This window comes from Streptococcus timonensis, from assembly GCF_047460355.1.
GTDB classification, from domain to species: Bacteria; Bacillota; Bacilli; order Lactobacillales; family Streptococcaceae; genus Streptococcus; species Streptococcus timonensis_A.
Genome location: NZ_JASHGL010000003.1, coordinates 168,239 through 189,032, shown reverse-complemented (window position 1 = coordinate 189,032; position 20,794 = coordinate 168,239). Strand labels below are relative to the sequence as shown.

Below are 20,794 nucleotides of genomic sequence, written 5' to 3'. Positions count from 1 at the left end.
CTATTTTTATTTTTCTTTCAAAGCAGAAAATAGCCCCGCTAAAGCAATGGCAGTAGACAAAAGTGCTGTCGATAGAAGAATTGTCTGATCAGCAAGGTCTAATTGATACTCAAACACCTTCTCAGCCGGCTTGTCTTCCGCGAAAATTCTTAGTTTCATGAAATATCCTTTCTTATTCTTCATGCTCTCCTAGGTAGAGGCGTCGTGCTTCTGGACTATTTGTGAGGATATCTATATAGGTTTCATAGTCATCAGGTAGAAGCTTTCCTAAAGAGATATCTTGTTCTGGATTTATATTTTTCCCATAAAGAAAGCAAAGATAGAGACGTTCGTTGAGTGTTGGAAATACTTCAATAGACATAAGTTCAGCCTGACCTACCCGATCCCAATCTTGTTCTTTGATATCTGATATGATATAGGATTGGAAAAGTCCCATAAGTGGATTATCTTCTGGTTGTCCACTGTCTTTATCCGCCAGAACCAAAGAACAACGTCTACCAAAACCAGCAATTTGGCGCTCCCTTCCCTTTACCGAAACAGTAATAGGATACCCTCCAATATGGCTATAAATCCATTCTTTAGGCAGTTCATAATCTAACAGGGGGGTAACTTCTTTGACAATCGCAACAGGACTATAGCGTAGAAACTGGCGAGTAACAGCCTTACAAAAGAGGATATCCTCCTCTTTCAAGGTCACTCCCTTCCAGTTATTTTCCTCATTAAAATGGTTAAAAAATACTAGATAGGGTTCTCGCACCATTTGCGCTAAGATATAAACGCCATTTCTTAAACATATAGAAATAACTTTCCCTGATTTCCAGGGTGTTGCTCTATTTTTCTTTAGCATTATTAGCCAACCTCAAATCTACACAAGACATTTCAAACTATTAAAATAAATCATCAAACAAACTCAACTGATTGTCCTCTGGCATATTGCCGAGAATTCCCATTTCATCCATCTTTTCAACCAAGGTTGAGGAAAGTCCTCCACGCTTGCGCAACTCAGTTTTAGAGAGGAATTCTCCCTCTTGACGGGCACGAACCAGTTGCTTGGCAACGTTCTCTCCCAGACCATCCATAGCGACAAACGGTGGGATGAGGGTGTCTCCATCGATGATGAATTCAGTCGCATCACTGCGATAGAGATCCAATTTGCCGAACTTAAAGCCACGTTCCCACATCTCATTGACGATTTCAAGTGTGGTGTAGAGGTCAATTTCTACGTTGGAAGCTTCATTGTTCTTACGCTTTTCAGCAATTTCTTGCATCTTACGTTTGATAGCATCCAAGCCTGCACCCATGGTCTTGATATCAAAAGCCTTAGCACGGATGGAGAAGTATGCACAGTAATAATAAATTGGATGGTGAACCTTGAAGTAGGCCACGCGAAGGGCCATCATAACGTAGGCTGCCGCATGGGCTTTAGGGAACATGTACTTGATTTTTCCACAAGATTCGATATACCACTCAGGCACATTATTGGCCTTCATGGCTTCGATATAACCATTGCGCTCTTCTTCTGAGATTTTGAGCCACAATCCCTTACGCACTCGCTCCATGATGGTAAAGGCCATCTTAGGATCTAAACCTGCGTGCATGAGGTAAACCATGATGTCATCCCGACATCCGATAACGGTTGAAAGATCCGCAATTCCTGCCTTAATCAAATCCTGAGCATTTCCCAACCAAACGTCGGTACCGTGAGACAGTCCAGAAAGTTGAAGCAACTCCGCAAAGGTCGTCGGATGGGTTTCATCCACCATGCCTCGAACAAAGTTAGTTCCAAACTCTGGAATTCCAAGCATGCCAGTTGAAGTCCCGATTTGCTCAGGGGTCACTCCTAGGATATCTGTACCTGAGAAGAGGGCCATGACACCAGGATCATCCATAGGAATATCATTTGGATCAATGCCTGACAAGTCCTGGAGCTTGCGAATCATGGTCGGATCATCATGTCCTAGAACATCGAGCTTGAGGACGTTCTCATCGATATCGTGGAAGTTAAAGTGAGTAGTCTGCCATTCAGCAGTTACATCATCTGCAGGATACTGTACTGGAGTAAAGTCATAGACATCCATATAGTTAGGGATAACAACGATTCCTCCTGGGTGCTGACCGGTCGTACGTTTAACACCAGCAGCTCCTTGGGCTAGGCGCTCAACTTCGGCTTCTCGGTAGAATTTGCCATAGTCACGCTCGTAACCTTTGACAAATCCATAGGCGGTCTTGGCAGCCACCGTACCAACCGTTCCTGCACGGAAGGCATACTCTTCCCCAAAGATATCACGAACATCCAAGTGGGCGCTCGGTTGGTCTTCACCTGAGAAGTTCAAATCGATATCAGGTACCTTATCCCCATCAAAACCAAGGAAGGTCTCGAAAGGAATGTCCTGTCCATTCTTGCTGAGCTTGTGGCCACAGTTTGGACAGTCTTTATCTGGCATATCAAAGCCTGAACCGTAGGAACCATCCGTGATAAATTCACTGTACTGACACTGACCACAGACATAGTGAGGCGATAGAGGATTGACCTCGGTAATTCCAATCATGGTCGCAACAAAACTAGATCCAACAGACCCACGTGAACCAACTAAGTAGCCTCGTTCGTTGGAGCGGTGCACTAGCATTTGCGAAGCCAGATAAATCACGGCGAATCCATTCCCCAGGATAGAGGTTAGTTCTTTTTCAATCCGCAAATCGACAATATCTGGGAGTGGATTTCCATAGATTTCAAAAGCTTTTTTATAGGTCAACTCGGCAACTGTTTCTTCAGCCTTGTCAATGAAAGGCGTGTACAAGTCGCCTTTAACGACCTCGACAGGTTCAAAGATTTCTGCCAAGGCATTGGTATTTTCAATGACAATCTTACGAGCCAAATCTTCTCCTAGAAAGGCAAATTCATCCAACATTTCATTGGTTGTTCTAAAATGTGCCTTGGGTAGCGGAGCTGGTTGGGCAGCTTCTCCATGGCCGATCGTTCGGTTAATCATGGCACCCTGACCGAGACTTCTCACGATGATCTCGCGATAAATCTCATCCTCAGGTTCGATATAGTGGACGTTTCCTGTCGCAAGAACTGGCTTACCGAGACGGTCTCCGACCTCAATCAAGCTCTTGATAATGGTATGAAGCTCCTCCATATCCTTGACCTGCTCTTTGGCAATCAGAGGCGCATAGATAGCCGGAGGCATCACTTCGATAAAATCATAGTATTTAGCTACTTCGACTGCAGCATCTACACCCTGTGATACGACTGCATCAAAGACTTCCCCTTCTGTACAAGCCGAGCCCAAGATCAAACCTTCTCGATGGGCATCCAGTACCGTACGTGGAATCCGTGGAACTCCTTCAAAATACTGGGTATTAGAGAGAGAAACTAGCTTAAAGATATTTTTCAAGCCCACCTGATTTTTCACATAGATGGTTGCATGCTTGACTCGAGCTTTCTTATAAGAATCCGGACTGATTAAATCAAGGTTTAATCGTGCTAAGTTCGTCACACCGTGTTTTTCTCCCACTTCCTTGATAAAGATAAAGAGCAGACGACCAGTTGCTTCCGCATCATAGTTGGCCATATGGTGGTGTTCTAGAGCTACACCAAAACGTTTGGTCAAGGGTCCCAAACCATGTCGCTTGTACTCTGGATAGAGATTTCTAGCGAACTCTAGCGTATCGATGACAGGTTGAGTAATTTTTGGAAGACCGTGACGCTCATAGTTGGCATTCATAAAACCAACGTCAAAGCTTGCATTATGGGCTACAAGAACGGTATCTTTACAGAATTCTTGGAATTCTTTCAGAACTTGAACCAAGGGTTTAGCATTTTTCACATGGTCATCCGTAATTCCAGTCAACTCAGTAGTAAAAGCTGATAAGGGATGCCCTGGATTGATAAATTCATCAAACTCAGCGATGATGTTACCCTTATACATCTTGGAAGCCGCTACCTGAATCAAGTCATTATAGATAGCTGATAGACCTGTCGTTTCCACGTCAAAGACTACATAGGTTGCTTCAGAAAGATCCATCTCCACTTCGTTATAGACGATAGGAACACGATCCTCAACGATATTTGCTTCCATTCCATAAATGAGCTGAATACCAGCTTTCTTGGCGGCCTTATAACCGTGAGGGAAAGACTGAACATTGCCGTGGTCTGTGATTGCCACTGCTTTGTGACCCCATTTGGCTGCTGTTCCAACGATTTCCTCAACCTCAGGAAGAGCATCCATAGTCGACATATTGGTATGGGCATGAAACTCAACGCGACGCTCACCTTCTGGCATCAAGTCCTTACGTTCATAGTGGACTACTTCCTGCACATCTTGCACATTCATGGTCAAATCTCGTGTGAAATTATTGACCTCGACATTTCCACGAACACGGAGCCATGAATTTTTCTTAATAATATCAAACTTCTGAGCTTCCTCTTCATTTTTGACCCATTTTTGCATAGAGAAACTAGACGTATAGTCCGTCATCTTGAAATTAATCAAGACACGTCCTGTTCTTGTCACCTTATGCTCCACATCAAAGACAACCCCTTCAAAAACCAATCGATTTTCTTCGGTATTGACCTCAATCATTGGAGTTATCTCTGCCTTGTCGAGTTTAGGCTTGGCAGCTGCCTTCTTGGCTTGGAAATCAAAGACAGGTTTGTCCTCAACTGGAGGTGGCGGTGCCATCTGTTCTAACTGTTCCATAGCTCGAAGGGTCTCATCATTGGCAGCCTGAACAATCATTTGATTCTCTGTACGGAAGGCTTCTTGTTCTTCCTTGGTCAGATCCTCATTTTTTTCCAATCGGAAGGTTAATTTAGGAAAACCAAATTCTTCCAACTGTTTGACAAGATTAGGCAGGTGATTTTTTCTGAAATGCTCTGTATCTGCTGCTTCAGAAGCTTCAATAATCAACTGATCATTTTCAAATCGAACCTGAAAATCCTGATACATGGTCCGAAAGCCTTGACTAGAACAAGGGCCATCTGAAAAAGCCTCTCTATAGTAGGCCTGTAAAAGCTCTCTTGAAAAAGCTTGGCTTCGAGATTTAATCTCAAAACTAGCCTGATTTCCAGTCTTTGAAAATTCTTCTTTTAGGCCCTTTTTCAATTCCAGAAAAACCTCAAATGGTAGAATATTCTCAAATACAAAATGAAACTCCCAGATTTTACTGCGCTTATGTACAATAACTTGTTCAATTTCAGCCTGGGAGAAGGCCTCATGATTTCTTATCTCAGCGGGGATACCCAACTGATTCATTAAAATTTCAAAAGTGGTTGACATCCATTTTCCTCACAATATACTCCTTCTATTTTACCATACTTGAGGTACTTTTTCCTATTTCTACTAAACAGAAAAAGAAGCCACAAAGTGACTTCTTTTATAGTGACGACAAATTAGTCTTCACCTTTGTTTTTCTTAATGATTTCTTCTTGTACTGACTTAGGTACATCTTCGTAGTGGTCGAATACCATCATGAATGTACCACGTCCTTGTGATGCAGAACGAAGAACTGTTGCGTAACCGAACATTTCAGCAAGTGGAACGTAAGCACGAACGATTTGGCTGTTACCGTGTGCTTCCATTCCATCTACACGTCCACGACGAGCAGTTACGTGACCCATAACATCACCAAGGTTTTCTTCAGGAACAGTGATTGTTACAAGCATCATTGGCTCAAGGATAGCTGGTTGTGCAGTTTTAGCAGCTTCTTTAAGGGCAAGAGAAGCCGCGATCTTGAAGGCAGTTTCAGATGAGTCGACATCGTGGTATGAACCATCGTAAAGCTTAGCTTTAACGTCAACCATTGGGTAACCTGCAAGAACACCATTAGCCATAGATTCTACCAAACCTTTTTCAACCGCTGGGATAAATTCACGAGGAACCACACCACCGACGATTGCGTTTTCGAATTCGAATCCTTTTCCTTCTTCGTTTGGAGTAAATTCAATCCATACATCACCGAATTGACCTTTACCACCAGACTGACGTTTGAAGAATCCACGTGCTTGAGTAGAAGCGCGGAATGTTTCACGGTAAGATACTTGAGGGGCACCTACGTTCGCTTCAACTTTGAACTCACGACGCATACGGTCAACAAGGACGTCAAGGTGAAGCTCACCCATACCAGAGATAACTGTTTCACCAGTTTCAACGTTAGTTTCAACGCGGAATGTTGGATCTTCTTCAGCCAATTTTTGAAGGGCGATACCCATCTTGTCTTGGTCTGCTTTAGATTTTGGTTCAACCATCAATTGGATAACTGGTTCTGGAACGTTGATTGACTCAAGAATGATTTTGGCTTTTTCATCTGTCAATGAGTCACCAGTTGTAGTGTCTTTCAAACCAACGGCAGCAGCGATATCACCTGAGTAAACAGTATCGATTTCTTGACGGCTGTTAGCGTGCATTTGAAGGATACGTCCGATACGTTCACGTTTACCTTTAGATGTGTTCAATACGTATGAACCTGATTGAAGAACACCTGAGTAAACACGGAAGAATGTCAAACGACCTACGAATGGGTCAGTCATGATCTTGAAGGCAAGAGCTGAAAATGGCTCTTCATCAGATGCTGGACGAGTTTCTTCTTCTTCAGTATCTGGGTTGATACCCTTGATCGCTGGGATATCAAGTGGGCTTGGAAGGTAGTCGATAACCGCATCAAGCATCAATTGAACACCTTTGTTCTTGAAGGCTGAACCACACAATACTGGGAAGAATTCAACGTTGATAGTCGCTTTACGGATACCAGCTTTTAATTCTTCGTTAGTGATTTCTTCACCTTCGAGGTATTTCATCATCAATTCTTCGTCAGTTTCAGCAACTGCTTCAATCAATTTTTCACGGTATTCTTGAGCTTGGTCAAGGTATTCAGCTGGAATGTCTTCTTCAAGGATATCTGTACCAAGGTCGTTAGTATAGATTTCAGCTTTCATCTTGATCAAGTCGATGATTCCACGGAAGTCATCTTCAGCACCGATTGGCAATTGAATTGGGTGTGCATTTGCTTGAAGACGGTCATGAAGTGTGCTTACTGAGTAAAGGAAGTCAGCACCGATTTTGTCCATTTTGTTGGCAAATACGATACGTGGAACTCCGTACTCAGTTGCTTGACGCCAAACGGTTTCAGTTTGAGGCTCAACACCTGATTGTGAGTCAAGAACTGTAACCGCACCGTCCAATACACGAAGAGAACGTTGTACTTCGATTGTGAAGTCCACGTGTCCTGGTGTGTCGATGATGTTTACGCGGTGGTTGTTCCATTGAGCTGTTGTCGCAGCAGATGTGATAGTGATACCACGTTCTTGCTCTTGCTCCATCCAGTCCATTTGTGACGCACCTTCGTGAGTTTCACCGATTTTGTGGATTTTACCAGTGTAGTAAAGGATACGCTCAGTTGTAGTTGTTTTACCGGCGTCGACGTGAGCCATGATACCGATATTACGAGTTTTTTCAAGTGAAAATTCGCGTGCCATGAGGTTTTTTTCTCCTATTTTTTTTAATTTCTAATCTGTTTCTAACACTCTTTCAATAAAAACGGATAGGCAGGACCCACCCGTTCTCAATGTTTTCATGTTATAGTTGGTTTCAACTTGTGAGATGTCAAGTTGAATTGAACTCGGGCTAAAGTTAGTTAGCCGATTTGAGCCGGAACGGGATGCTGTGTGAAAAAGATAAACTTCCTTGTATTCGTCGAATACTGCGTCAGTTTCCTATTTTCACCTTGCACCCTTACCGTTCCTAGCATCATTTTCTTACCAACGGAAGTGTGCGAAGGCACGGTTAGCTTCAGCCATACGGTGAGTGTCTTCACGTTTCTTAACTGCTGCACCAGTGTTGTTAGCAGCATCCATGATTTCTTTAGCAAGGCGGTCAACCATTGTGTGCTCACCACGAAGACGAGCAATAGTTACCAACCAACGAAGTCCAAGAGTTGTACGACGTTCTGGACGAACTTCAACTGGGACTTGGTAGTTTGATCCACCAACACGACGTGCACGTACTTCAAGTACAGGCATGATGTTTTCCATAGCTGTTTCAAATACTTCAAGTGCATCGTTACCAGTAGCTTCTTTGATTTGTTCAAAAGCACCGTAAACGATTGAAGCAGCTGTACCACGTTTACCGTCAAGCATAACGCGGTTGATAAGACGAGTAACTAATTGTGAATTGTAAAGCGGATCTGGCAATACTTCACGTTTTGGAGCTCTATTTTTACGACTCATTTCTCTTTATCCCCTTTCCTTATGCTTTTTTCGGACGTTTAGTACCGTATTTAGAACGGCCTTGTTTACGATCGTTAACACCTGCAGTATCAAGTGCACCACGGACGATATGGTAACGTACCCCTGGAAGGTCTTTTACACGTCCACCACGAAGAAGCACCACGCTGTGCTCTTGCAAGTTGTGTCCGATACCTGGGATGTAGGCAGTAACTTCGATAAGGTTGCTCAAACGTACACGAGCAAATTTACGAAGGGCAGAGTTAGGTTTTTTAGGTGTCATAGTTCCAACACGAGTTGCTACACCACGTTTTTGTGGTGAAGAAACGTTTGTTTGAACTTTTTTATGACTGTTGTAACCAACGTTCAAAGCTGGTGATTTAGATTTTTCTACTTTTGATTTACGCGGTTTGCGAACCAATTGGTTAATTGTAGGCATCTACATTCTCCTGTGTTTTTTTTATTTTTGGTGATGATACACTTGGTGACAGCTATCATCTGTGTGTACTTTTGCAACATTTGTCAGCACGTCCCTGTACACTCTTGAGAGACCAAAAGTAAAAAGTACCGTCTAACATTGTACCACTTTTTTTCTATTTTTGTCAATATATTTCTTCTTATTTTTTGACTTCTTGGATCATAAATCTATCTGAAAACGCTCACCTACCAGATAGGTTCTCCAATCGACCACATAGACAAAGCTTCTTGTATTTGTCGACAAAATGGTGTTTAATAGATTTGTAAGCAAGAGATCTCTATTACAACTTTATAAAGGAGAAATTATGAAAGTCAGACTTGACATTGATGCACAACATACTGAAGAACAAATCATAATCGAAGCGCCAACCTTGTCCACTCGAGTTCAAAAAGTTCAGGACTTTGTCCAATCTCTGGATCAAAAGGAGACCATCAAAGGAAAATTTCAAGACCAGGTCTACTTGATTCAGATTAGCAAAATCCAGCGAATTTACATTGAAAATCGTAAAGTTTTGGCTGAAACTGATAGTCGAACCTACGCTCTCGACATTCGTCTTTACCAAGCAAGTGAAATTCTACCTGCTTCCTTTATCAAAATTTCCCAATCGGAAATTGTCAACATTGATGCAATTAGTCATCTAAAACTAACCTCTAACGGCTTGATTGAAATCTATTTAAAAAACGAAAGTTTCACCTACTCATCTCGCCGTTACCTCAAAACTATTAAGGAGAAATTAGAACTATGAAAAAACAAGTATTTCACGATGCCACAACCGGTATCCTTATCGGCCTCACCCTATCTATTATCTTTTCTTTTATCTATTCGCCAAGCTACTACGCACCTCTAAGCTATGAATCGCCCGTTGGTCAATTCATGAGAGAGCATCAAGTCCATGGTTCTCTAGTCTTGCTTTACTCTACGGTTATCTGGGCAGCTATTGGAGTACTCTTTAGTTTTGGTAGTCGTCTATTTGCTCAAGATTGGAGCCTTCTTCGTGCGACTGTCACTCACTTCTTCCTCATGCTTTTAGGCTTTGTTCCTCTAGCAATCCTAGCAGGCTGGTTCCCATTAAACTGGGTTTTCCTCCTCCAACTCATTCCAGAGTTTGCAATTGTCTACCTTATCATTTGGACGATTCTCTACAAGATAGAATCAAAGAGGGTTGCCCATATCAACCAATTATTGGCTCAGAAAAAATAAGACCTAAAAACCCACTCCGTTTTGTGAGTGGGTTTTTGACTTATAATTTTTGTTTCAGCTCTAATAAGAGATTCATGGCTTGCATCGGTGTCATATTGTACACATCTACTTGGGCCAATTCTGCTAGGATAGGATTTTCTTCTTTTTCATCAAAGAGAGACATTTGCTCATTGACAACATTCCTTTGATTGATAGAAATTGGATTTTCCTGACCTTGGCTCTCTAGTTGAGTTAGAATCGCATCCGCTCTTTTTAGCAAGTCTGCTGGCAATCCTGCAATCTTAGCAACGTGAATACCGTACGATTTGTCTGCTGGACCTGGTTCAATCTTATGAAGGAAAGTGACCTGACCATTTTGCTCAAGCGTAGCCACATGTACATTTACTAGATGTTCAAGACTAGCTTCCAGACTGGTTAATTCATGGTAGTGCGTTGCAAAGAGAGTCTTGGCACCAATATGCTCATGGATATACTCGATAATAGACTGGGCTAGAGCCATACCATCATAAGTTGCGGTCCCGCGTCCTAACTCATCAAAAAGAATTAATGAATTCTTTGTCGCATGACTAATGGCATTATTAGCTTCCATCATCTCTACCATAAAGGTAGACTGACCTGAAACCAAGTCATCTGCCGCTCCGATACGGGTAAAAATTGCATCAAAAATTGGCAGTCGAGCACTTTCTGCAGGGACATAAGAACCCATCTGAGCCATAATTGCTGTTATCGCTAACTGGCGCATATAAGTTGACTTACCGCTCATGTTAGGTCCTGTAATCAGCTGGATACTGGTAGCTTCATCCATTTGGATACTGTTCGGAATATAGGTCTGCGCTCCCATAACCTTTTCAACAACAGCGTGGCGACCATTTTGGATATCAATTCTAGAATCTTGTCCAAACTCTGGTCGAATTAGGTGCTGTTTTTCTGCAACCACTGCCAAACCTTGCAAGACATCGACAGTGGCGATTCCTTGAGCCAGAGCCTGTAGGCGTTGGATATACTTGCCAACCTCTTCACGAATACGCATAAAGATTTCGTATTCTAGGTTTGCTGATTTCTCACGCGCCTCTAGCATTTCTCCCTCGATACGCGCCAATTCCTCTGTCCCAAATCGCTCAGAGTTTTTCAGCGTAGCCTTGCGGAAAAAGTGGGCTGGTACGTTACCTAGCTGCGAGTTGGTTACATGGAAATAGTAGCCGTCTTTTTTATTGTAGTCAATCTTGAGAGTATTGATGCCAGAGTTTTCTCTTTCCTTAGCCTCGATCTCAGCAATCCAGCTAGTCCCTTCTCTCAGCACACGGCGGTATTTATCCAAGGTCTCATCAAAGCCCGTTCGGATAATACCACCTTCGGTAATCACGTGGGGAGCCTCAGGAGCAATAGCTGCACTAATGAGATTTTCCAACTCTGGGATAGCATCTAGTTGTTCAATCAGATAAGCTAGAGCTGGTTGCTCCATTCCTTCTAAAATGGCGCGAATTCGTGGAACACTTCCCAAGGTAGTCGCTAATTGCAAGAGATCTTTAGGATTACTTTTTCCAAAAGACACTCGACTGGCCAGACGCTCGATATCGTAGACTCCCTTGAGACTTTCTGTTAAATCACTGCGCTCAAAGAAATAGTCTAGGAAAATCTGAACAACCTCCTGACGTTCTAAAATACGGTCCTTATCAATCAAGGGACGTTGAATCCAAGAACGTAGAAGACGCATACCCATTGCAGTCTTGGTCTCATCAAGCAACCAGAACAGACTCCCTTGTTTCTTACCTGAGCGAGCATTTTCAACCAAATCAAGACTAGCCTTGGTCGCAAAATCCATCTGCAAGAAATCTTTGATTTCATAACGAATAACAGGTTTTAAGTGATTCAACTCTCTCATCTGCGTCCGATGAACATACTGAAGAAGTTTCCCACTAGCTGCTCCTTCAACAGTTGCCAATCTTGAATCCAACAGATGAACGTCTTCGTATGTTTCTTGTTCATAGGAAAGCACTAGATTCATTTGACAACTGAGAATCTGTTCTTCCACTTCAGACAAGTCGTAGCCAATCACCACTTCTCTGGCCTTTAGATTTCGAATTTCACCACAGACTAGCGTAAAATCAGATAAGCCTGTCACATAAAAATCACCTGTTACCAAATCCATGTAGGCTAGACCATATCGAGACTCATCACGGTCAATAGCTACCAAAAAGTTATTGTGGCTATCTGGCTTACTACTATCAACCACTGTACCTGGTGTAATGACTTGAACAACCTCACGCTTAACAACACCAACAGCTTGCTTAGGGTCTTCCATCTGTTCAGCAATGGCAACCTTGTAGCCACGCTCAACGAGGACATCTATGTACTGTTGGGCAGAATGATAGGGTACACCTGCCATAGGAATCGGATTTTCAGCATTTTTATTGCGACTGGTCAACGAAATCTCTAGAATCTGAGCGGCATTGACGGCATCTTCATAAAACAACTCATAAAAATCACCCATGCGAAAAAGCAAAAAAGCATCTGGATATTGTTTTTTGATATCCACATACTGTTGCATACCAGGTGATAATTTTTCAGTAGTCATTTACTCTCTCCTTGTAAAAACAGTCCTGAGAGAAGCTCTCAAGACCTTATCTATCTTCCATTAACTCTAGCAAGCGTTCTTCCATGACTTTAGCTGCATGTTGATCCTTACAGATTACCAAAAGGGTATTCGCTCCAGCAACTGTACCTAAGATCCTACCATCTTTATTTGAATCTACTACATTTGCTAATACCGCAGCTTCTCCAAGTTTTGTATGGAGAACTAAAGTAAATTCCGCTCTCGCTACACCTTCAAGATGATGTGAAAGGAATTCAACCAAGTCAATTTTGTCTGTCTCATTGGCCAAGACATAGTAGACCATGTCATTTTTCTTAACTTTGGTCAAGCCGATTTCTCGTAAATCTCGTGATAAGGTTGTTTGGGTTACAAAGACATTCCGAGCCTCTAAACGATCTTGAATTTCCTTTTGAGTCCCTAGTTTTTCTTCCGTAATCATCTGCTTAATCAGCGAATGACGATCTTTTTTTCTCATAACATCCTCTCAAATGAATATTTATTTACATTTTGCATTTGTTTAGCAAGAACATTATACCAAAAAAACTGCATATTTCAAAAAAATTTTCGTCTTTCCTTAAATTTGTGATAGAATAGTAGAAAAGCCCTAAAGGAGCCTTAAATGAATACAAAAGAATTGATTGCTAGCGAGTTGGCTAGCGTCATTGATAGCCTGGACCAAGAGGCTATTTTAAATTTACTAGAAACACCTAAAAACTCAGATATGGGAGATATCGCCTTCCCTGCCTTCTCATTGGCAAAGGTTGAACGTAAAGCTCCTCAAATGATTGCTGCTGACGTCGCTGAAAAGATCAATAGCCAAGCTTTTGATAAGGTTGTAGCAACAGGTCCTTACGTCAACTTCTTCCTTGATAAGGCTGCCATTTCTGGTCAAGTTCTACAAAACGTTATCACTGAAAAAGAGCACTACGCTGACCAAGAGATTGGCAATCAAGAAAATGTTGTCATTGACATGTCTAGCCCTAATATCGCAAAACCATTTTCAATCGGTCACCTTCGTTCAACAGTTATCGGAGATAGCTTGTCACATATCTTCCAAAAAATCGGCTATAAAACTGTCAAAGTCAACCACTTGGGAGACTGGGGCAAACAGTTTGGGATGTTGATTGTTGCCTACAAAAAATGGGGTAATGAAGAAGCTGTCAAAGCTCATCCAATCGATGAACTCCTCAAGCTCTATGTCCGCATCAATGCTGAAGCTGAGAATGATCCAAGTTTGGATGAAGAAGCACGCGAATGGTTCCGCAAACTTGAAAACGGCGATGAGGAAGCTCTCGCTCTTTGGCAATGGTTCCGCGATGAAAGCTTGGTAGAGTTTAACCGTCTTTACAATGAGTTACAAGTTGAATTCGATAGCTATAACGGAGAAGCTTTCTACAATGATAAAATGGATGCAGTTGTAGACATCCTTTCTGAAAAAGGATTGCTTGTCGAGTCAGAAGGTGCCCAAGTTGTCAATCTTGAAAAGTATGGTATTGAACACCCAGCTCTTATCAAGAAATCTGACGGTGCAACTCTATACATCACGCGTGACTTAGCTGCGGCCCTCTACCGTAAAAACGAGTACCAATTTGCCAAATCTATCTATGTCGTTGGTCAAGAACAATCTGCTCACTTCAAACAACTCAAGGCTGTCTTGCAAGAAATGGGTTACGATTGGAGCAAAGACATTGTCCATGTTCCTTTTGGCTTGGTTACAAAAGAAGGGAAAAAACTTTCTACTCGTAAAGGGAATGTTATCTTGCTAGAACCAACTGTTGCAGAAGCCATCAGCCGTGCTAAAGCGCAGATCGAAGCCAAAAATCCAGAACTTGAAAACAAAGACCAGGTCGCTCATGCTGTTGGAGTTGGGGCCATTAAATTCTATGACCTTAAAACTGACCGTACAAATGGCTATGACTTCGACCTTGAAGCCATGGTATCCTTTGAAGGAGAGACAGGTCCTTATGTTCAATATGCCTATGCTCGTATCCAATCTATCTTACGTAAAGCTGATTTCAAACCTGAAGCAGGTGCCAACTATAGCTTGAACGACGCTGAAAGTTGGGAAATCATTAAGCTCATCCAAGACTTCCCACGTATCATTAAACGTGCAGCTGATAACTACGAGCCTTCTATCATCGCTAAATTTGCAATCAGCTTAGCTCAAGCCTTTAATAAATACTATGCCCACACTCGTATCTTAGATGAAAGTCCAGAACGTGACAGCCGTCTAGCCCTTAGCTATGCAACAGCAGTTGTCCTCAAAGAAGCGCTTCGTCTGTTGGGTGTAGAGGCGCCAGAGAAGATGTAACTCGCCAAAGTTACTTGATTGCAAAGCAATCTAAGTAACTAACGCCAAATCCTATTCGGACTTTGGCTAGGCGCTTACAGTACTATCACTCGAAAAATAAAAAAAATTACTTTTATCTTACCACCTACTTCTTTATCACCTAGGGAGAATTTTTATGAGCCAATACGCTTATATCTTAGTTGTTATCAGTCTTGTTTTTCTATTTCTTGTCAATAAATACGAAAAAGAGAGACTTCAAAGACTGCTTCAAGACCAACTATTGAAAGATCCAGTTTTTCGTGCAACTATCACAGAGAAAATCCAATCGACAGAAAACATCAATGATGTCATTGACTACATCAACAAAGGTTACCGTTTAGGAATTCCAATTGCAAAAGAAATCGTTGACGAAATTCGCAAATAACAAAAAGACTCGAGATGTAAAATTCTCGAGTCTTTTTACTTTCTTCTGACAGCTAAGATTCCTACCAGGATAACAATCCCTAAGGATACCATGGTTCCAACTGGTGCTACATTTTCATCAAAAATTTTCTCAGAGAACAGTAGCAGAGCAATCGCTAATAGTAGCAAAGCACTGCATAGGATAATATCCTTGAAGCTTGGTTTGCGTTTTATATACTTTAAAAATGATCTCTGTAATTTACTCATTTGAACTGTTCTCTTTTGAAATAATTCTACGATCCATAGGCTAACATTCTAGCTTAGAAAATATACCTCTTATTAAACCTCAAGTTCGTAGAGCTCTGCAATAATGCCTGCAACCTTCTTGATATCTCCCAACATACCACGCATTTCAAAATCAGCTAGTACAGGAAATCCAAAGCGTTGACTGTATTGTTTTGCAGTTAGACAGTATTGGTTATTGAAATTACGGTTGCCGGACCCTACAACACCAAAACACTTACTAGCATTGTCACCATAGGCGATAAAATCACCTACAGGAGTCGTTAAGATTTCTACATCTCCATTGTCAACACCATTCCCACCTTCTAAATAAGTTGGTAAAAAAGTGACAAAAGGATTCGACATTTCATAGAATTCCTGACCTTCCTTAACCAGCTCTTTGATATCAATCTTTTCAATCTCAATGTTTTTATACTGCTCTAAAAGATAGGTTTTCAGGCGTGTCACGAAACTTTCTGTATTGCCACTTAAACTGATATAAACTAATGAAATTTTTTTCATATCTACCTCATTCTTTGCTTTATCCAATAAAAATAACTACCAAGATTGTATCTTGATAGTTATTGTTTGTCAACTTTTAAACGACTTCTTCCACTTCTGTTTCTTCAAGCAAATCCTTTTGTTGACGCCAGATTTTATAGAAAACAAGAGCTAAGAATATTACATTCATGACAATTCCAACGACAGCTGCACCTTTAGCACCAATCTCTGCGCTCATACGGATTGTTGGGTCTGTGAAGAGAACAAGCGCATCTTGAACTCCCATAAAGTTGTAGATAGACCCAATAATGGCAACCAAAAGGTAACCGACATAAGTATAATTAGCCAATTGGACATTTTGACGTACAAGAAATACCAAAGCAACAATCACTAGAATGACTGATACAACAACCAACAGAATATTGAAAATCGAATGGGCATGCTCCGATACTTTAATAGTGTAAGCAATGAGGTCCTTAGCATAAGTTGCCTCTACGCTCGACCCCTCAAGACCATTCATACTTTCTGCCGTTGGAACTGGAGATAAAACTCCAAATAAAGACATAACTGAAAGTAGAGCCGACAAGATTAGTAAAATCCAAAGATAGATTGGTTTCTTTTTCATCGTAATAAACTCCTCATCATTTTTTATAAGTATAGCATATTTCAAGATGTAAAACAATTACTCTAGGCTAGACTCAACCTGCTTACGATAAGCCTTAGGTGACTTACCACATAGTTTTCGGAAAACCTTATAGAAATAACCGACATTGCTGTATCCGACAGTGTAGCAAATATCCTCAATACTATCATTGGTTGATAACAGGAGTTGCTGTGCTGCCTTGATTCGTTGCTTATTGAGCAACTCTGCAAAAGTTGAGTTGGTTTCCTTTTTAATTAGCTGACCTAGATAGACTGGATTGATAAAGAGATCCTTGCTGATATCCTTCAAAGAAAGCTCTTTTTTGTAGTCTCTACCAATTACTTCCAAAACGCTGACTACATTTTCATTCATTCGATACTGGCCAAAGAAAGAAGTCAGTGTTTCCTTGATATAGGCTACTAAGTCCTCGAAATCGGTGATGGCATGAATCCGCTTGACAATATCAGTCATATCATCTGCTTTTAAATGCTCAAAGAGATGGAAAACGTCCATTACAAACTGGGTAAACAACTGCTTGGTGATGGATACTCTAGGTGTGTTTTCTAGGACAATCTTCTCTAGCAAGGTTAACTCATCGATAATCTGCTGGAGATTTCCTTGGATAATTACTCGATAGATGGGTTCATAGTAAGAAAAAAGACTTTCAGACTGATCTAAATTAACAGTTCCATAGAATAGCGCCTTTTCGACATTTATCTTCCATTTTTCAAAATTCTCTTGATACGGTTCCTCAAAAGGCAAGACCAAGAGGCCTTCAAATTCCTGACTGGCAATTACAATCTGCCACTCCTGTCCGAGGATATAATAAGGAATGATGAAATCACCCTCCTTGTCCTTTGACAGTCCAATCCACCAGTTTTCTTTATGAGACAAGTGCCCAAGAAGAGTTGCTTCATCCAGTGTTTGACTTAATACCAAGGGCTCCCCAGTCTTTTCACCTAGCTGACTTGCAATTTTTTCAAGTAGATTACCCAATTCGACCTTATCAACTGGTTTAACCAGATAATCAACCACGCTGAGGTTCATGGCCTTTTTGACATAGTCAAATTCTTGGTATCCTGACAGCATGATATAGTAGGCATTGGGTAATAAATCCTTCATTTCATGAATCATCTCAAGACCTGTCTTATCAGGCATATTGACATCAGATATGACGATATCCACAGGATGTTCTCGAACGTAGTCAAGGGCGTCATCCGCATGATTAGCAGTTGCGACGACTTCCATATCCCATTGTTCGAAAGGAATCAAACGCTTGAGTCCTTCCGTGATCATGTACTCATCGTCTACTAATAGTACTTTATACATGTTTACTGTTCAACCTTTCTCCTCATCTTGAATGGTAATTCGATATTGTACACCTTCTTGTTCACTCGATTCGACACTGATTTGATAACGATCCCCAAAATAGAGCACAAAGCGCTCATGAACATTGACGATGCCAATAGATTGACGTTTTGCACTGTAATCCATTGTATGCTCAAAGGTCCTTTGGGCTAACTTAGCTTGGATTTCGGCTAACTTCTCAGCAGACATCCCACGTCCATTATCCACCACTAAAATCTCAACATAGCCTTCTCTCCTCAAGGCTTTAATACTGATTACATTATCATTGCGTTTATGATCAACCCCGTGGACAAAATAATTTTCCACTAGTGGTTGGAGAGTAAATTTAGGAATCCTCATCTCCTCTAGTCCTGGATCTATCTTAAAGCCATAAGCAATGGACTTAGGATAACGAACCATACAGAGATAGCTATATTTCCGACAAAATTCTACTTCTTGCTTAAGAGTTGTCTCTCGTTCGTCTGAAATATTGTTGCGTAGCAGACTACTAAATTCATAGATGATATCTGCCAGTTCATTCTGATTTTCCATGACAGCGTACATCCGCAAAAACTCAAGAGTATTATACATAAAATGAGGGTTAATCTGAGCTTGAAGAGCACGCATATTGGCATCTTTTTGGCTTAGTTCAAGTTGATAGATATCATGGATATTTTTCTCCAATCGGTCCAACATATCATTGGTTGTTTCGGCAATAAGAAGCAACTCTTGATCCTTTTTAGAAGTATCAACTCTCTTGGTCTGTTCTCCCATAGCAATGGCTTCAAGGGAGTCTACCAAGTCTACAACTTGATCTTGATAGTCAGAAAATGTCCTTTTCAGGGTAAGATACAATATAAAGACAAAGAGGGCACTCAAACCTAAAATCAGTCCTGAACTAGTCAAACTTCCCTTTAACACATAGTCCTTAGGGACAGCAACCTGGACTTGATAAGCATGCGAAGTGATTCCCACCAACCAATCTTCATCTGGCCCTTTTTGTCCTAAATGAAACATATCCGTTTCAAAAGGCGACGTTATTGTCACCGCGATAGGAACCGTGCCTCTGGTGTTATCTATGGCCTTGTATAAAACCTCAGGTGGTAAAGAAATATAGATAACCCCAAGAGCTTGGTCGGAAACCGGATCCGACACAGGAATGGCAAAACTATTGGCATCTGGCTTGAAATCCTCAGCTGAAACTTTCTCACCACTTCGATTATCTCTTCGAGACACAAAAACTTCCGTCGAATCCTGCAAGACAATGGCGACACCCGTTACAAAATCATTTCGTACATAAAGGTCATCAATATTTTCATAAATGGATACTGAGATATAGGGAGATGCCTTGCGCTCCAACTGCCAGTAAAAATAATCAGGCGTACTAAGGCTAAAGTATTTGTAAATCCCCTCTATCCGCGCTTGATTTTCTACTAAACTTTGAGCAAGGCGGGCTGATTCCCGATAATAATACTCAACTTCATTAACGGTTCGAGCCAAAACACGTTGAGCTACCCGATTAGCTTCTTTTTCACGCCCATCCCAGTCTGCATAGGAAAGCATAAGGGCAAAGCTGGAAATGACAACAATCATGACCAAGATATAAATCCTTAGCAGCGAGTGAAGACGAAACTGCTTGGTCTTATTTGTCGGCCAGTTTTTCGTGAATACTTTCATAAACAGGCTCCAATAAATCACTAATAAAGAAATGCCACATACCAATCCCTACAAAGAAGACCAGAGCTGGCATATAGTAGCCAATAATTACCAACAAGACGCTTCCCAAAAGAACCTTAGCCATGGCACTTAAACTCATAAAAATCCCGATAAAGGCAAGCTTTAGGGTGTTTCTATATGAAAGTTCGAAATAAACCTGCAATTTCAGAGAAACGGTATAGGCTAAAAAGACCAGTGCTACTACAATGATATTCAAAAATGTTGCGACTAAGTGTAAAATGGTCTGGTTGGGTAATTGCACCATGAGATATAAACCATATATCAAGACTAAACCTATAATTAAAAAGGTGTAAAAGGTCACATTGCTCTTAACAAAGTTACTCTTGTAGAGCTCCCAAGCTTCTTTAAAACTATATGAGCGATAGGAATAACCATGCTCTGCATATAAACTCATGAGAGTTGCACTAGCTGGTGCAAGTCCAAAAAACACACCTCCTGCCAGTGTCAATAACCAAAAACAAGCTGTGGCAAGCATCCCTAAAAAGAAACGATGAAAGACCAGCTCAAGAAAATTTCCCACGGTTTTCCTCCAAAAATTTAATCTAGTTTTATTATAACATATTTCAAGCGCTCTCAAAAAGCGGAACAGAAAAAAGGTAGGGAGATTTTAACTCACTACCTTTTTATGAGTAAGTTTGGAGTAGGTGCCATCCTTGTCAAAAGTGTACAAACACCAAACTATAAAAAAATTACATTTATTGGTTTAATAAGGATATTTGTACTATAATTAAGATAGATAGAGATACCGATTAATAATCAAAGAACAAAGGCTTTACCAGGGCAGATGGATATGTTTGAAAATTAGAAAATTAGATAATTACTATTCAACTTATTTACTGGATTAACAAAATAACGAAAGGAGTATGACTCATGACTATTTTTATTTTAAGAACTACTTTGTTTTGGGTTGCACTTGTATTGAGTCTTTTCTCTGATAAATTGTTCAAACAACAATATGTAAAAATCGTAAAAATAATTTGCACTATAATCATGTTAGTCATATCATTATCATATCTGTTCTAAGTTATTTTAAGAATACAGGAATTTGTTTGTCCTGTATTCTTTTTTCTCTATAAAACGTGCATTGATAAAAACGA

Annotated in this window: 18 protein-coding genes; 4 read left to right on the top strand and 14 right to left on the bottom strand. The window is 40.9% G+C overall.

Going from position 1 to position 20,794, the window contains the following annotated elements; translation table 11 throughout:
- Positions 1–6: 6 nt before the first annotated feature.
- The 6 genes from QM941_RS06115 to rpsL all read right to left on the bottom strand — a co-directional run bounded on the left by QM941_RS06115 (position 7) and on the right by rpsL (position 8,663).
- Positions 7–183: a hypothetical protein gene (locus QM941_RS06115; RefSeq protein WP_414339901.1), complete on the bottom strand. Its 177-nt coding sequence runs from the start codon at positions 181–183 to the stop codon at positions 7–9.
- On the bottom strand, positions 173–847 hold the full coding sequence (locus tag QM941_RS06110) for a hypothetical protein (RefSeq protein ID WP_414339718.1): 675 nt from the start codon (positions 845–847) through the stop codon (positions 173–175). Before QM941_RS06110 ends, QM941_RS06115 begins: the two co-directional genes overlap by 11 nt.
- 40 nt (positions 848–887) lie before the next feature.
- Positions 888–5,282, bottom strand: a complete 4,395-nt coding sequence (locus QM941_RS06105; protein WP_414339716.1) for a PolC-type DNA polymerase III — start codon at positions 5,280–5,282, stop codon at positions 888–890.
- A 113-nt stretch (positions 5,283–5,395) separates the two neighbouring features.
- Positions 5,396–7,477, bottom strand: coding sequence for an elongation factor G (fusA, locus tag QM941_RS06100; RefSeq protein ID WP_414339714.1), 2,082 nt, complete (start codon positions 7,475–7,477; stop codon positions 5,396–5,398).
- Between the two features lie 279 nt (positions 7,478–7,756).
- Positions 7,757–8,227, bottom strand: a complete 471-nt coding sequence (gene rpsG, locus QM941_RS06095; RefSeq protein ID WP_142558742.1) for a 30S ribosomal protein S7 — start codon at positions 8,225–8,227, stop codon at positions 7,757–7,759.
- 19 nt (positions 8,228–8,246) lie between these two features.
- Positions 8,247–8,663 carry a 30S ribosomal protein S12 gene (gene rpsL / locus QM941_RS06090; RefSeq protein WP_001142333.1) on the bottom strand — a complete coding sequence of 139 codons (417 nt, stop codon included), beginning with the start codon at positions 8,661–8,663 and terminating at the stop codon, positions 8,247–8,249.
- 343 nt (positions 8,664–9,006) lie between these two features.
- Between rpsL and QM941_RS06085 the strand changes: the two genes are divergently transcribed.
- Together QM941_RS06085 and QM941_RS06080 are read left to right on the top strand one after the other, a co-directional pair.
- Positions 9,007–9,447: a LytTR family DNA-binding domain-containing protein gene (locus tag QM941_RS06085; RefSeq protein ID WP_414339712.1), complete on the top strand. Its 441-nt coding sequence runs from the start codon at positions 9,007–9,009 to the stop codon at positions 9,445–9,447.
- On the top strand, positions 9,444–9,902 hold the full coding sequence (locus QM941_RS06080; RefSeq protein WP_414339710.1) for a DUF3021 domain-containing protein: 459 nt from the start codon (positions 9,444–9,446) through the stop codon (positions 9,900–9,902). Before QM941_RS06085 ends, QM941_RS06080 begins: the two co-directional genes overlap by 4 nt.
- A gap of 40 nt (positions 9,903–9,942) precedes the next feature.
- Here the strand turns inward: QM941_RS06080 and mutS are convergent, their stop codons facing one another.
- Both mutS and argR read right to left on the bottom strand, forming a co-directional pair.
- Positions 9,943–12,477 (bottom strand): DNA mismatch repair protein MutS, encoded by a 2,535-nt coding sequence (gene mutS / locus QM941_RS06075; protein WP_414339709.1) that lies wholly within the window; start codon positions 12,475–12,477, stop codon positions 9,943–9,945.
- A gap of 46 nt (positions 12,478–12,523) precedes the next feature.
- Positions 12,524–12,970 (bottom strand): arginine repressor, encoded by a 447-nt coding sequence (gene argR, locus QM941_RS06070; RefSeq protein WP_414339707.1) that lies wholly within the window; start codon positions 12,968–12,970, stop codon positions 12,524–12,526.
- Between the two features lie 144 nt (positions 12,971–13,114).
- Between argR and argS the strand changes: the two genes are divergently transcribed.
- Both argS and QM941_RS06060 read left to right on the top strand, forming a co-directional pair.
- The gene (gene argS, locus QM941_RS06065; protein WP_414339705.1) at positions 13,115–14,806 is read left to right on the top strand and encodes an arginine--tRNA ligase; all 1,692 of its coding nucleotides are present in this window, start codon (positions 13,115–13,117) and stop codon (positions 14,804–14,806) included.
- Between the two features lie 154 nt (positions 14,807–14,960).
- Positions 14,961–15,209 carry a MarR family transcriptional regulator gene (locus QM941_RS06060; protein WP_414339703.1) on the top strand — a complete coding sequence of 83 codons (249 nt, stop codon included), beginning with the start codon at positions 14,961–14,963 and terminating at the stop codon, positions 15,207–15,209.
- Positions 15,210–15,244: 35 nt separating this feature from the next.
- Here the strand turns inward: QM941_RS06060 and QM941_RS06055 are convergent, their stop codons facing one another.
- From QM941_RS06055 to QM941_RS06030, 6 genes are all read right to left on the bottom strand, one after another.
- On the bottom strand, positions 15,245–15,454 hold the full coding sequence (locus QM941_RS06055; RefSeq protein ID WP_414339701.1) for a hypothetical protein: 210 nt from the start codon (positions 15,452–15,454) through the stop codon (positions 15,245–15,247).
- A gap of 72 nt (positions 15,455–15,526) precedes the next feature.
- The gene (gene nrdI, locus QM941_RS06050; protein WP_414339700.1) at positions 15,527–15,991 is read right to left on the bottom strand and encodes a class Ib ribonucleoside-diphosphate reductase assembly flavoprotein NrdI; all 465 of its coding nucleotides are present in this window, start codon (positions 15,989–15,991) and stop codon (positions 15,527–15,529) included.
- Between the two features lie 76 nt (positions 15,992–16,067).
- Positions 16,068–16,595 carry an ABC transporter permease gene (locus QM941_RS06045; protein WP_414339698.1) on the bottom strand — a complete coding sequence of 176 codons (528 nt, stop codon included), beginning with the start codon at positions 16,593–16,595 and terminating at the stop codon, positions 16,068–16,070.
- 57 nt (positions 16,596–16,652) lie between these two features.
- Complete coding sequence (locus tag QM941_RS06040; RefSeq protein ID WP_414339697.1) at positions 16,653–17,942, bottom strand: response regulator; 1,290 nt, start codon at positions 17,940–17,942, stop codon at positions 16,653–16,655.
- 9 nt (positions 17,943–17,951) lie between these two features.
- Positions 17,952–19,637, bottom strand: coding sequence for a sensor histidine kinase (locus tag QM941_RS06035; RefSeq protein WP_414339695.1), 1,686 nt, complete (start codon positions 19,635–19,637; stop codon positions 17,952–17,954).
- Positions 19,603–20,217, bottom strand: coding sequence for a YesL family protein (locus QM941_RS06030; RefSeq protein WP_414339693.1), 615 nt, complete (start codon positions 20,215–20,217; stop codon positions 19,603–19,605). The genes QM941_RS06035 and QM941_RS06030 overlap by 35 nt, the downstream gene beginning before the upstream one ends.
- Positions 20,218–20,794 lie beyond the last annotated feature (577 nt).

Coding starts and splice junctions, on each gene's coding strand:
- QM941_RS06115 (WP_414339901.1), bottom strand. CDS start 183: ATGAAGAATAAGAAAGGATATTTCATGAAACTAAGAATTTTCGCGGAA.
- QM941_RS06110 (WP_414339718.1), bottom strand. CDS start 847: ATGCTAAAGAAAAATAGAGCAACACCCTGGAAATCAGGGAAAGTTATT.
- QM941_RS06105 (WP_414339716.1), bottom strand. CDS start 5,282: ATGTCAACCACTTTTGAAATTTTAATGAATCAGTTGGGTATCCCCGCT.
- fusA (WP_414339714.1), bottom strand. CDS start 7,477: ATGGCACGCGAATTTTCACTTGAAAAAACTCGTAATATCGGTATCATG.
- rpsG (WP_142558742.1), bottom strand. CDS start 8,227: ATGAGTCGTAAAAATAGAGCTCCAAAACGTGAAGTATTGCCAGATCCG.
- rpsL (WP_001142333.1), bottom strand. CDS start 8,663: ATGCCTACAATTAACCAATTGGTTCGCAAACCGCGTAAATCAAAAGTA.
- QM941_RS06085 (WP_414339712.1), top strand. CDS start 9,007: ATGAAAGTCAGACTTGACATTGATGCACAACATACTGAAGAACAAATC.
- QM941_RS06080 (WP_414339710.1), top strand. CDS start 9,444: ATGAAAAAACAAGTATTTCACGATGCCACAACCGGTATCCTTATCGGC.
- mutS (WP_414339709.1), bottom strand. CDS start 12,477: ATGACTACTGAAAAATTATCACCTGGTATGCAACAGTATGTGGATATC.
- argR (WP_414339707.1), bottom strand. CDS start 12,970: ATGAGAAAAAAAGATCGTCATTCGCTGATTAAGCAGATGATTACGGAA.
- argS (WP_414339705.1), top strand. CDS start 13,115: ATGAATACAAAAGAATTGATTGCTAGCGAGTTGGCTAGCGTCATTGAT.
- QM941_RS06060 (WP_414339703.1), top strand. CDS start 14,961: ATGAGCCAATACGCTTATATCTTAGTTGTTATCAGTCTTGTTTTTCTA.
- QM941_RS06055 (WP_414339701.1), bottom strand. CDS start 15,454: ATGAGTAAATTACAGAGATCATTTTTAAAGTATATAAAACGCAAACCA.
- nrdI (WP_414339700.1), bottom strand. CDS start 15,991: ATGAAAAAAATTTCATTAGTTTATATCAGTTTAAGTGGCAATACAGAA.
- QM941_RS06045 (WP_414339698.1), bottom strand. CDS start 16,595: ATGAAAAAGAAACCAATCTATCTTTGGATTTTACTAATCTTGTCGGCT.
- QM941_RS06040 (WP_414339697.1), bottom strand. CDS start 17,942: ATGTATAAAGTACTATTAGTAGACGATGAGTACATGATCACGGAAGGA.
- QM941_RS06035 (WP_414339695.1), bottom strand. CDS start 19,637: ATGAAAGTATTCACGAAAAACTGGCCGACAAATAAGACCAAGCAGTTT.